We start from the raw sequence: 13091 nt of genomic DNA, 5'->3' as shown, positions 1-13091 counted from the left end.
CATGGGCGAATACAACGTAAAGCCGCCTGCCATTGAAGCCGCAGACCTCCAATGGCGTGACGGAATCCCCGAGTCCCGACAGTTCGGGGACGTCTATTTCAGTCGTGATAACGGCCTGGAAGAAACGCGCTATGTATTCCTTCAACAGAATGGCCTGCCGGAGCGCTTTCAGGCTCTTGAAGACAACGACGTTTTCGTCGTCGCTGAAACGGGCTTCGGCACGGGTCTGAATTTTCTCGCCACGTGGCAGGCCTGGCAACAGCATCGCCCCCCCAATAACGCGATCCTCCATTTCGTGTCGGCAGAACGCTTTCCGATTGCACCGGAGGACCTCGCCAGGGCACTTGAACTCTGGCCCGAACTGAAGCCGCTGGCGGATGAGTTACTGGCCAGCTATCCCCCACTGTTCAGAGGAAACCATCGGCTGGTGCTGGACGAAGGGCGGGTCCGACTCACGCTGTTTTTTGGCGATGTGGTTGATGCCTGGTCGACATTGACGTTCCAGGCCGACGCCTGGTTCCTGGATGGCTTTGCACCAGCCTGCAATCCGGAAATGTGGCTGGATGAAGGGATCCGGTTGATCCGCAGGCACAGCAGGGCGGGTACAACCATCGCCACGTTTACCGCGGTTGGACGGATCCGAAGGGCCTTGCAAAGCCAGGGGTTTGTGATGCGCAAGGCGCCGGGCTTCGGTCGCAAACGCGACATGATTGTCGGCCATCTCCCTTCAGAGGAAGCCGAACCGGTCCAGGCGCAGATAGCAGGCCCCATCGCCATCATTGGTGCCGGGCTCGCAGGCTCCCTGCTGGCAAACAATCTCGCCCAACGGGGTGTTGAAGTGGTCCTGATCGATGCTGCCCAACAAGCAGGAGCGGGGGCATCGCGCAACCTTCAGGGCGCAAGCTACGTGAAACTGGGCGTCGATTTCAACGCCCAGACCGAACTCGCCCTGACCGCCCTCAATTTTGCCTACCAGGCCTACGAACCCTACCGCGACAGTGTCTGGCATCCTACCGGACTCCTGCAACTGGCCTGGAGCGAGCAGGAGTCGGACCGTCAAACCCGGTTCCTTGACCGCAACCACTATCCCGAAAGCCTGCTGTATCCGGTGAATGCGTCTACCGCCACCGATCTGACCGGAGTGCCCTGCCCGTCCGGTGGCCTGTGGTTTCCCCGCAGCGGCTGGCTCGCGCCGCAGACACTATGCCAGCGGCTGGTCGAGCATCCCCGTATTCACCAACGGTTTGGCGTCAAGGTTCAGCGTCTGACACCCTGCAACGGGAAATGGCACATCGCCAGTGATGGCGGGCCAGATACCATCGTTGAGTCATTGGTGATTGCGGCCGGACACCTGACTCCGACCTTGATACCGCTGCAGTCGTCATTCCGGTTCAAAGCGATTCGGGGCCAGGTCACCCACCTGCCTGAAGGACTTTTGAAAGCGCCAGGGGCGGTCATCTGTGGCGAAAGGTATCTGAATCCCATGGCCGGTAACATCGCGGTTACGGGGGCAACCTTTGATCTGCACAATTCGGACCCGCAGCCTACCGGGGTGTCCAATCAGGAAAATCTCGAAAAACTTCGAGCCATGTTGCCGGATGCATTCAATGATCACGGGGAGTCATCAGCAACCTTTGAGGGACGTGTCGGGTTTCGTTGCACCACCCACGACTACCAACCCGTGGTGGGACCGGTAAAGGACATGGAAGGTCGAAGCCTGGATGGGGTCTACCTCTTCACTGGCCTCGGGAGCAAAGGGATCAGCTACGCTCCCCTGTTGGCGGAATATTTGGCTGACCGGCTCCTTGCCCACCCTGAAGCCATACCGGGACCACTCCGGAAGTTACTTGATCCGGGCCGGATGATTCGGGCCAAAACAAAGGACACTCGAAAAAACACTGAACTTTCTTTCGGCGAAGCCGTTAAATAGACAAAGCCAGAAAAAATCCGGAGTACCCATCCGATGTCCATCTTCGTCAGTGAACCCGGCCGGCCGGTCGGCACACGGCTCCCCGAGGCCTTGAGAAGCCGACGCGTTGGTGACGTGACGGAGCTGACTGAGTCCCACCCCATCGTACCGGGCCAAAGCACGGTTACCGACGGGGAGTACCAGCAAGCGGCTCACTCAGGGCGTCAACGTGCCCTGCAGGAATACAGTGCCGCCAGTGCCGGTGAAGCCCGGGAACAACGGCCATACCTGCCGGTGTCCGAGCTATGCTCCCCGGTACTGTTTTCAGTGCCGGCCACCGCCACGGTATCGGAGGCCCTGACGACAATGGACGATAACGGCGTTCATCACCTGATCGTGACAGCTGGCGAGAACGTCGCGGGCCTGATTGACCTGAAGTGGCTGCTCTCCTGGATCCATGCGCAGTCTGCCAGCCCCATGGAACAGAGCCTCAGTCACATTGAGCTGCCTGCATTTCTGACCGCCTCAACCGAAACCGATGCCCATCAACTGGCGCGCCTGATGTTGGCACACCAACTCAACGCTGCACTGGTCATGGACGGTGAAGGCCAGCCAAAAGGCGTGGTAACCAGCACCGACTTTTTGCGGATCTACGCAGCCGGCGCCGGGGGACAGGAAGGGGCTGTCTGAGATCAGGGAGTGGTCAGCAAACGGCCCTCCGGACTGAACAGGAGAATCTCCCAATCCGTTCCGTTGCGGGCCAGGGCGATGATCTCGTCATCCCGATAATTTGCCAGCGTCGTAATCTCAGAATTACCAATATCCAACTGGGTCCGCCATTGACGAGAGTCATCGGTCATCGCGCTGTCAGAATTCTCAAGTGACACTCGGGAGAGAATTCCCTGTATACCTGTAAGGTCGGTGGCACCCGGGCTGTATACACCATCCGTCGTTCCGCCAGCCACCAAATCTCCCCCGAATTCAACAACCGAACCAAACGTCTCCGTGGAAGAATCAGCGGCATCATTCAGAGTAAACGCGTTCACAAAATCCCCGGAGGTATTGTAAGAGACCAAAAATCCAGCCTGGCTATCAAGGTTCGTGCGCCCCAGAGTCAACACATCATCTTGCTTGACTGAAAAGTACTTGCCGTCGCTGTTGCCCAGTAACCACAGATTTCCCCCTAAAACCAAACCGTCTGTTACTGCATCATCGGCGTCACTACCGACCTGCCGGACGTCCGGCGAGGCCTCCCCTCCGTTTGCAGAATAGAAAAAGCCGTCGATACCACCGATCACCGCTGCGCCTCCGACAGAACCGCTGGCTGAACCAAAAACCAATGGTGACACTCCGGATTCGTTACCACCTGCGACCGAATCGTCTGTTGAAGCCCCTACCTGTTGAGTCCACGCCACGACTGGCGTCTCATTTGACCCGTCAACGACTGTATCAATACGTTGGGCAAAACTGTCGTAGCCACCCGCCGATTGCTCGCCTGGCCAGATGCCATCGGTTTCTCCAAACAGGACCACGTAACCAGACTCCTCGTTTATCTTCGCTTCCCGGACCCGGTCATTTCCTGAAGTGCCAGTTCGCGCAGTCCATTTCGGGACATACTCACCGCCATTCGACGCTTCATCGAACCAGTAAACCGAACTAATCACGTCTTCGCCACCCTTGTTGGCCGTTCCGTTAACGGTGCCACTGGTATTGTAAGCCACGATAAATTCGTATCGGTTTACCTTGTTATTGCCTTCAGTAACCTGCCTTTGGACCGTATTGATGACCGGGTATGAGTCGACATCAGATGGGGCGGGAATGGAATCGCCTTGAGGGGTTATACCCACGTCTTGCAGAAGGTTTCCTGTCTGATCATAGATCTTCACCCTGATACGGTTTCCATCCGGCTTATCGTAGCCCGTCACAAAGAGGCGACCATTGTGACCCATCGCGATGTCCGTCGGGACAAAGGTGCTACTGGTTCCCAGACTTAATGGCGTGGTCTGTTGATTCACACTTATCCTGAGGAGGTTTTCACTACCAGGCCTCGCATAGTCCTCACGCCCGGCCTGGTATTTTTCGTCGACAACCAGGTTGAAAAACAGGTCGGGCAAGACCGGAATCCCAGTGGGAGCGCCCGAAAGCACATTTATCCGGAAAACCTGCTCGTTTTCACCGGCTGGGAAGACCAATTCCGGGCTTGTAACCCAGGAGCCGTCCTGAGCCTTTCGTTCAATCTCGAACTCGGTCCCCAATCGGGCGGTAGAATCCTCTGACTGAGTCAATCGTACCCGGATTTCCCGATCCGGATGCTCACCTGAAATAACGGCTCGATACTCTTCAACGCTACCGACATTGACAGTATCCCGGTCGCCACCCTTCAGGGTTTCCAGAGATACAGAAGGCTCATCGTCCTCAATCACAATGCTCGCATCGACCCGGTCGTTACTGGGGCCAAGGCCGGCCAAACCGGAGCGAACAGAAGTAAGGCTCAATTGAGCTGTTTCAGAAAGTTCCGCAAAACTATCGTCCACGACTTCAAGGCGGACATAACACTCCTGGACTCCCGGCTCAAGCGTTACGACGCCCTGGGTCAGGTTCCCGTTATCATCCGTTTCATAGGACAGGTAATCGAGGGGATTGCCATTGATATCAACGGGACTCGGGGACTCACTGCCAAGCCCGACAATGTCCTTGCCAATAATTGCATTACCCAGATTATCGGAGCTGAAATCACAGCGCTGATGTGGGGGTGCTCCCTTGTACGTGTTGTCGCATGCCTCCGGGTTGTACAGAGAATTTAGTTGGAAAGCCACCTGAATTCTTGTGACGGATGGTTGATCCAACTTGAGTTTTACGTAAATCGGGTACGTCGGGTAAGTCACCGTTTTTTGTCCGGTGACAACACCTTCATCGTCGTAGATATTTATATTGAAGGTGTGTTGGCCTATTTGAGAAAGATCTGGTTGAGCACAGTGCGATACGCGGGGTTCTTCGGGCTGATCGGCAGCGCTATCTTCCTGAATTGTCGCTTTTTCGAGGCTCAAGATATTATATTGAACGTCAATATCGAATGGCCGGGCCCCCGATAGGGTTCCATCATTTGTCACAAGATTGATGTTGCGAACCTTTTCTCTATCGGCATTTCCTCTCGCTCCCCCCGTCAATCCAGGAACACCCGCCATAATAATTCCGGGCCGTGCCTTATTGCTCGTATCTTCCAGTGCAAGCCAGGACGGCGCGTTGGTGAGGGAATAATCGAGAATGTTCTCGCCACCATAAGCCCCCCAATTATAGTAATAACGTACGCCAAGGTAGGCTGTGGCAGGTGGAATACCAAGCAACGTCGGCTGATCGGGACTTTTTTCGGTTTTGCAGCCCGCGGCAGCCAGTGCCAGAAGCACCAGGACCAGCAAACGAAACGTCGAGATCGTATGGGAGAGACAACTATCGGCGCGCATGAAAAAATCCGTTTCAATACGTTGTTTTAGGAGTTATGCACCGGCCCCGGGGGACGATTACACACCGTTACACATGTTCGCCATGGTAGCCAATTTGATCTGAAAGGGATCTGCGCGAGTTCTCAGATTCATTGCGCCCGGTGCTTTGGCACCTGCCAAAGCACCGTGATCAGGCCATCTGGCCTATTCGTAAAGGCCATGCTCCTTGAGGAGAGCCATCAGACCGGCTTCGTCGAGGACCGGAACGCCCAGTTGCTCTGCCTTGGCCAGTTTCGAACCGGCAGATTCTCCGGCAACGACACAGGCCGTCTTTTTCGAGACACTGCCGGCCACCCGAGCGCCCAGGGCTTCCAGCATTTCCTTGGCCTGGTCCCGGGTCAGCGTGGTCAACGCGCCCGTCAGGACCCACGTCTCACCAACCAACGGCTGGTCTTTGGATTCCACGGTTTCGGTCTGCCACTCGACGCCCGCGTCCTTTAGAGCCTGCAACGTTTCCTGGTTATGACGTTGATCGAAAAAGCTACGAATATGACCCGCGACGATTGGCCCGACGTCAGGCACCGTCTGCAGCGTCTCGCTGTCGGCCTCGGAGATGGCCTCCAACGTTCCGAAATGACGGGCAAGGCCCTTCGCCGTAGCTTCGCCAACTTCGCGAATGCCCAGAGCGTAGAGAAAACGCCAAAGCGCTGGATGACGGGATTTATCGATTGCCTCGACCAGATTACCCGCAGACTTCTCCCCCATGCGCTCAAGGCCCGTCAAATCCGCTACCGTCAGGTGGTACAGGTCAGCGACGGTCTTGACCATCCCCCGGTCCACCAGGATATCGATCCACTTGTCGCCCAGGCCCTCGATATCCAGCGCCTTCCGAGAGGCATAATGCCGGATGGCCTCCTTGCGTTGGGCCGGGCAATACAGGCCGCCGGAGCAACGGGCCACCGCCTCGCCTTCAATCTGCACAATGTCCGAATCACAGACCGGGCAGGTCCGCGGCAGATGAACGGCTTCGGCATTCGGCGGTCGCTTCTCCGGGACCACTTTGACGACCTGAGGGATGACGTCACCGGCCCGGCGAATAAAGACGGTATCCCCGATGTGAACATCGAGTCGGCGAATTTCATCCATGTTGTGCAACGTGGCATTGCTGACCGTGACACCACCGACAAAAACCGGCTTCAGCCGGGCGACGGGGGTCACCGCGCCGGTGCGACCGACCTGAAACTCCACAGCCTCAATGGTCGTGAGTTCCTCCTGTGCCGGAAACTTGTGGGCAATCGCCCAGCGCGGAGCCCGGGACACAAAGCCAAGGGCCTGCTGGAGATCCAGGCGATTGACCTTGAACACAATACCGTCGATTTCGTAAGGCAGGCTGTCGCGCTTGTTCATCAGCTCGCTGTACGCTTCCAGGCACGCCTCAACGCCCCGGGCCATACGCATCTCGGGGTTGATGCGAAAGCCCCAGCGTTTGACCTGCTGCAGTGAATCCCACTGGGTCTCTGGCAACTGACTTTCATCAATAACGGCCACGCTGTACGCGCACATCTCCAATGGCCGCTTTGCCGTTACCGTGGATTTTTTTTGCCGAAGGCTGCCGGCGGCCGCGTTGCGTGGGTTTACAAAGGTTTTCTCCCCCTTGTCCGCCAGCCTCCGATTCAGCGACTCAAAGCCGGCTTTGGGCATGTACACTTCTCCCCTGACCTCCACCATGGCGGGCACATCGTCGCCCCTCAACTTCAGAGGTACAGAAGGAATGGTCCGGATGTTTGCGGTGATATCCTCGCCGCTGTACCCGTCACCACGGGTAGCCGCGACCGTCAGGGATCCATTCTCATAATGCAGACTGACGGCAAGCCCATCGAGCTTGGGTTCGCAGACATAATCGATCTCCTCACCGGTCCCGAGACGCTCCCTCACCCGACGATCGAAGTCCCGCATTTCCTCCTCGCTGAAGGCATTGTCGAGGGAGAGCATGGGCAAACGGTGAACGACTTCGGCAAAGCTGGTTTCGACCCGGCTACCCACGCGACGAGTCGGTGAATCGTCACTGGCCAGGTCGGGATACTCCGATTCCAGTTGCTGCAGTTCCCGGAACAAACGGTCGAATTCCGCGTCCGGAATTCTCGGATCGTCCAGAACATAATAGCGGTAGTTATGATCCTCGATCAGAGACCGAAGCTCCTCAACGCGCTCAATGACCTCGGAGGTGGGTGTGCTCATGGATAGGTACTCTCGACCTTCAAAAAAATGCCCGGTTGGGAACCGGGCATCGTGCCTGTTTTACCCGGGACCCTCAGGCCCGCTGGGATCGCTGTTTGCGTTCGAACTCACGGATCCGTTGGCGGCAGTGTTCGATCGTCTGGGGTGTCATGACGCTACGACGCTCGTCCTTCAGTTCACCGCCCAGGTTGCGGACAACCGCTTGCGCCGTTTCCAGCATGAACTCAAACGCCTGCAGCGGCTTTGAGGGGCCCGGCAAACTCATGAAAAAGCTGATGCCCGGCGTTGAAAGCGTGGGCATGTCACCGGGTTTGAAAGTCCCCGGTTCCACCGCGTTGGCAACGCTGAACTGAACCGGACTGGTCGTGTCTGCTTCCTCATGGCGGTGGTAGATATCCATATCCCCGTGCTCCAGGCCACAGGCTTCAAAGAGCTTCTTCAGAGCCTCGCCACGGAATTCATCAGACTGTCGGGCCAACACGTTGATCACGATAACCTCGCGCGCCTCCGGACGGTTCGCCCCTGCAAGCGGTTGTCCGCTTGCCCGGGCCGGCGCCTCCCGACGTGCGGTGTCTTCCTCTACCTCACTGGTGACCAGAGGCGGCGCCGATTCCTCTTCCGGCGGCGTTCGATTCTGTTCAGGCTCCGGTTCTGGCGGGGAGACCCGGGGCTCATCGGCGACCCCCTCGTCCATACCCGTGTCATCACGGCGGGCAGTCCAGCCAGACTCCGGCTCTACGGGATCATCCGCAACAGACAACGTCGGATCCGACGCAAATTCCGGCTCAGATTGAGGTTCATGCTCCTGCCCGGTCTCCGCTTCGGGCGAATGCGCCTGATAGACCGGACGGGTCGGCTTGGGCTCGGCTTTACCGAAACGACTGGGTCGCTCGGAACGGACGTACCCACGTTCCTCCAACACATCCCGGGAGACCGTTCTGGCACCACCATTCGGAAGCTCCGGATTGTACTCATCATCCAGGGGAGATTCGTCGAGGTCGTCTGCCCCCATGCCCGATGAAATCGCCATGGATTCCTTCCGGGCTCGCCTCATTCGGCGGATTCCGTCGATCACGATGCCGAGGATAACCAGGGTACCTATGGCTATCAGCCATTCCCTAAGTGACATATCGCTGCTGTCCTGTCTGCAGATGCTGTAATGTTGCTACTCTAAAAAAAGCCTGTAATGAATACAACGCGCGCCGGGCCAGATGGCAGTTTTGTCATTGTTGGCCCTTTTTCATCCAGACCGTCCGTTACGCCTCGGCGAGTGCGGCCGCCTCATCCACGTCAACCGATACCAGTCGCGAACAACCCGGCTCGTGCATGGTAACGCCCATCAACTGATCGGCCATCTCCATGGCAATCTTGTTGTGGGTAATGTAGATGAACTGTACCTGTTTGGACATCTCCTTCACCATGTTGGCATAGCGTCCTACGTTGGCGTCGTCCAGGGGCGCATCCACCTCGTCCAGCATACAGAATGGTGCCGGATTCAGCTGGAAAATGGAAAAGACCAGAGCAATCGCAGTCAGTGCCTTCTCCCCCCCCGACAAGAGATGGATCGTGCTGTTTTTCTTCCCCGGCGGTCGCGCCATGATGGCCACCCCCGTTTCCAGCAGATCTTCCCCGGTCAACTCCAGATAGGCGTTGCCACCCCCGAACACCTTGGGAAAGAGCGCCTGCAACCCATTGTTCACCTGATCGAAGGTTTCCTTGAACCGCTGCCGGGTCTCGCGATCGATCCGACGAATCGCGTTGTCGAGGGTTTCCAGGGCTTCGATGAGATCATCGTGCTGGCTGTCCAGATAGGTCTTTCGTTCACTCTGAACCTGATACTCCTCAATGGCGGCCAGGTTGATCGCGCCCAGACGCTGGATCCGATTGCCAATTTTCTCAAGCTCCTCGGCCCAATCCTTTTCGTTGGCTCCCTCCGGAAGCTGCTCAAGGACTTCCTGAAGTTTCACGTCCAGTTCCGTGAGCTGCTCAATATGGTTACCGGACCGGATCTCGAGCGCCTGCGACTCCATCTTGAGTTTTTCGAGACGAGAACGGACATCCTGAATATCATGATCGATGCGGCTGCGGGCCTGTTCCTTTTCCCGAACCTCGCGATCAATTTCCTCCAGTGAATCGCGGGCAGCGCCAAGCTTCTCCTCTTCCGCCAGCCGGCGGTCCAGAAGCCCCTCAAGCTGCATTTGCAGATCTTCCATGGGCTCTTCGGCGCTTTCACGGGCTTCGCGGAGTATCTCCAGCCGTTCGTCGAGCCGTTCCTTCTGCATCTGCATCCGGTCTATTGTCTGCCGGAGACCATCGCGCTGACTGGTCAGCGTCTGGAGCTGTAGTTGCAATTGATGGGCGTGATCGCGGTCGTGGCGGGCTTCCTGCCGAAGGCCGTCAAGCCGTTCCCGCAACAGGTCACGCTGCTCCAGAAGCCGTTCCTTTTCTTCATCACTGTCTTCTGTGGACGCCAACGCCTGCTGCCATTCTTCACGGGCCATCTGCAGGTTTTCATCCTGATCCCCGATACTGACAGTCACGTCCTTGAGTTCTTCACTGATGTTCTGAAGTCGTGAGTCGATCTGTTCTGCCCTGGCACGGATGCCGCTGATCCTGGACGTCAGTGTACTGAGTTCCCGTTCAGTGGCCGTTTGCCTTGTCTGAACATCATCGCGAGCGGCTTCCGCGCGTTCAAAGCGCTCCTGAAGTTGCTCGAGGCGATCCGTGGCAGCCGCCATGGCTTCTTCGGCAGTCTCAAGCTGATCCGTCAGCTCGGTCACCTTCTTCTGTCGCTCGATAACGCCAACCTGGCTGGAATCGGACTCCGGCATCAGTATCCAGTCCCTGGCGACCCAGGCACCCTCCGGGGTGATCACACTTTGGCCAGGTGCCAGCTGTTCCCTTGAGGCAAGTGCGGCTGACAGGCTTTCGGCGGTATCGATACCCTCGAGCATATCCTGTACCGCGGTGACGCCCGACACTTTCGACTTGAGTCCTGAACTCGCCGGACGATCTCCTCCCCTGGAATTCACCACTGCAAGTCCCCGGGGTGCTTCTCCCATGGCATCGCCAAGTACAGAAAGGTCGGGCATCGCGAGTCCCTGCGTGAAACGGCCAATCACCTGTTCCACTGCGAACTCCCATCCATCCTCAATCGTCAGAGTCGATGCGATCCGAGGCATATCGACCAGGCCCCGTTCGGACAACCAGGACTGGAGCGTGTCATTCTGGCTACCCAACTGTTCGTCAAGCAGCGCCTGTTGGGATTCCAGGGACGCCCGCAAACTCTGGACGCGCTGCCTTTCTTCCGCTAGCGCCTGCTCCGCCTCTCGCTGATCCTGCCTGGCGTCCTGCAGTGTCTCCTGTACCTCGGAAATCTGCGCGGCGTTTTCCTCGCGCTGCATTTCCAGGGTTTCCTGCTGTTCAAGCAACTCTTCCAACTCGGTTCGGTCTACCTGACCTTCCAGCAGCTCTCTTTCATCGTCCAGTTTCCGGCGACGGTTACGGAGTTGCTCGATGGCGTCTTCCAGTGAACGGATACGGGATTGGGCCAACTCGGCCTGGCGGCGGGCGTCGGAAGAGCGCCCACTGAACTCCTCCCAACGGTGCTGCCAGTCAGCCATGGCGTCCTCGGCCTGCTGGAGCTTTTCCCCGGACTCTTCGGACCTGAGACTCAGCGACTCCTGCTCCGGCTCGAGCATGTCGAGCTCTTCCTGAATACCGGCGAGCTTGTCTTCGTCCTGCTCGAGTTCCCGGGCCAGCTCTCTCTGATTCGCCATCGCCTGGTCCAGTTCCGCGGCCGTTTGCCGGCTCCGTTCCCGCTGGTGCTCGAGACTTTGCTCAATTCGGGCAATGTCAGCACCGGCTTCGTAGTAGCGGGCCTGGGCGCGGTTGAAGTGTTCGGTACGCTCCTGATGGCTGTCCCGGAGCGATTCCAGACCGGTTTCAAGGCTCACCCGTTCCGTCAGCTGCTTCTCGAGCTCCAGTTCGGTATCACGAATCCGTTCCCGCCAGGTCTGCAGGTCGTTGTCCAGGGATTGCCAGCGAAGCACCGTCAGCTCGGCCTTCTTGACCCGCTCATCCTGCTTGAGCGCCTTGTATTTCTCGGCCGCAGCGGCCTGACGCTCCAGATGTTGCAACTGCCGGGACAGCTCGTCCCTCAGATCGGTGAGGCGCTCGAGATTCTCCTGGGTCCGGCGGATTCGGTTCTCGGTTTCCCGGCGACGCTCCTTGTATTTCGAGATCCCGGCTGCCTCCTCGATATAGACTCTCAACTCTTCCGGCTTCGCCTCGATCAAACGGGAAATCATTCCCTGCTCGATGATGGCGTAACTCCGCGGCCCAAGACCGGTTCCCAGGAAAAGGTCCGTAATATCACGACGCCGGCATTTCGAACCGTTCAGAAAATACTCGGACTGCCCTTCCCGGGAGACACGACGGCGGACGGAGATTTCATTGAACCGAACAAACTCACCGGGGGCCGTTCCATCGCTGTTATCGAAAACCAGTTCGATGGACGCCTGCCCCACCGGCTTTCGGGCACTCGAACCGTTGAAAATGACGTCTGTCATCGACTCGCCGCGCAGGTATTTGGCGGAACTCTCTCCCATCACCCAGCGAACGGCGTCAATGATGTTGGACTTTCCGCAGCCGTTTGGTCCGACCACGGCGGTCATGTTGGAGGGGAATGGGACGGTCGTGGGATCGACAAACGATTTGAAACCGGAAAGTTTGATCGACTTCAGACGCATCAGGCGGTTTCCTCGTCCCGGAGAATACTCAGAACCTGTTCGCGTTGATGTTCACCGAACGCCTCGATCACGGTTTCAAGCCGACTGGCATCCCCACTGCCCGCTGCTTCGGCAAGCTGTCGGAAAAAAGTTGCGGTCTCTCCGATCTCGTCCCGGAAGTACTCCAGGGCGACGAAATAGGTTCGACTGATCGCAGGCCGGAAATTCTCAAGGGTTTCTTCCAGGAACGGGTTTTCCACCAACCCATAGGCGTAACGCATCACTCCGAACCCGGCATCGATGACCTGTTCTGCCGCATCGGGCCCGTTGGAGTTCAGAGCATCGATCACGGCCTGTAACTCGCGAACCTGCCCCATCACGCCACTGAGCTCCGGGCCGGACCAACGCTCAAGGACTTTGCGACCGAGCATGCACAGCAGATCAATGTAGATGTCGTAGAGGTTGTTAACGCTTTCACGGGTCAGCGCTGACACAACCGCTCCCCGGCGTGGAAAGATTTCGACCAGGTGGCGACGCTCCATGATCAGGAGAGCCTCACGGACCGACCCACGGCTGACATTCAGTTCCCCTGCAACTTTCAGTTCCTGAATGCGTTCGCCCGGTTTGAGGTCACGGGTAATGATTCGCTGCCCAAGGTGTTGGGCAATCTGCTCGGACAAACTTTCGGGAGCCTGAAACCTCATAGCTACTGACGCTCACTTCCTTCATGGAGACAATCGTAAGCGCAGAAGTTTATCACACGCTTTCGCCTGC

The 13091-nt window shown here is 57.7% G+C and carries 7 protein-coding genes; 2 read left to right on the top strand and 5 right to left on the bottom strand.

The genetic code is table 11. The features are described from left to right. The first annotated feature begins 1 nt into the window (after position 1). Positions 2-1930 carry a bifunctional tRNA (5-methylaminomethyl-2-thiouridine)(34)-methyltransferase MnmC2/FAD-dependent 5-carboxymethylaminomethyl-2-thiouridine(34) oxidoreductase MnmC1 gene (gene mnmC / locus MLD04_RS09655; RefSeq protein WP_248157527.1) on the top strand — a complete coding sequence of 643 codons (1929 nt, stop codon included), beginning with the start codon at positions 2-4 and terminating at the stop codon, positions 1928-1930. 33 nt (positions 1931-1963) lie between these two features. Then, the gene (locus tag MLD04_RS09650; RefSeq protein WP_248157525.1) at positions 1964-2599 is read left to right on the top strand and encodes a CBS domain-containing protein; all 636 of its coding nucleotides are present in this window, start codon (positions 1964-1966) and stop codon (positions 2597-2599) included. A gap of 2 nt (positions 2600-2601) precedes the next feature. Here MLD04_RS09650 and MLD04_RS09645 read toward each other — a convergent pair whose 3' ends face one another. The 5 genes from MLD04_RS09645 to MLD04_RS09625 form a co-directional block, all read right to left on the bottom strand. Beyond that, positions 2602-5370 (bottom strand): hypothetical protein, encoded by a 2769-nt coding sequence (locus MLD04_RS09645; protein ID WP_248157523.1) that lies wholly within the window; start codon positions 5368-5370, stop codon positions 2602-2604. A 183-nt stretch (positions 5371-5553) separates the two neighbouring features. Further along, a complete protein-coding gene (gene ligA, locus MLD04_RS09640) occupies positions 5554-7587 on the bottom strand; it encodes an NAD-dependent DNA ligase LigA (protein ID WP_248157521.1) in 2034 nt (677 codons plus the stop codon). A gap of 73 nt (positions 7588-7660) precedes the next feature. Continuing rightward, positions 7661-8716: a cell division protein ZipA gene (zipA, locus tag MLD04_RS09635; RefSeq protein WP_248157519.1), complete on the bottom strand. Its 1056-nt coding sequence runs from the start codon at positions 8714-8716 to the stop codon at positions 7661-7663. A 127-nt stretch (positions 8717-8843) separates the two neighbouring features. Then, positions 8844-12338 (bottom strand): chromosome segregation protein SMC, encoded by a 3495-nt coding sequence (smc, locus tag MLD04_RS09630; RefSeq protein ID WP_248157517.1) that lies wholly within the window; start codon positions 12336-12338, stop codon positions 8844-8846. Next, positions 12338-12997 carry a GntR family transcriptional regulator gene (locus MLD04_RS09625; protein WP_248157515.1) on the bottom strand — a complete coding sequence of 220 codons (660 nt, stop codon included), beginning with the start codon at positions 12995-12997 and terminating at the stop codon, positions 12338-12340. The genes smc and MLD04_RS09625 overlap by 1 nt, the downstream gene beginning before the upstream one ends. Between the last annotated feature and the right edge of the window lie 94 nt (positions 12998-13091).

It is taken from the genome of Marinobacter koreensis (assembly GCF_023156285.1).
In the GTDB taxonomy this organism is placed as follows: Bacteria; Pseudomonadota; Gammaproteobacteria; order Pseudomonadales; family Oleiphilaceae; genus Marinobacter; species Marinobacter koreensis.
The sequence above is the reverse complement of the archived record's forward strand: the minus strand, read 5'-3'. Positions and strand labels throughout refer to the sequence as shown.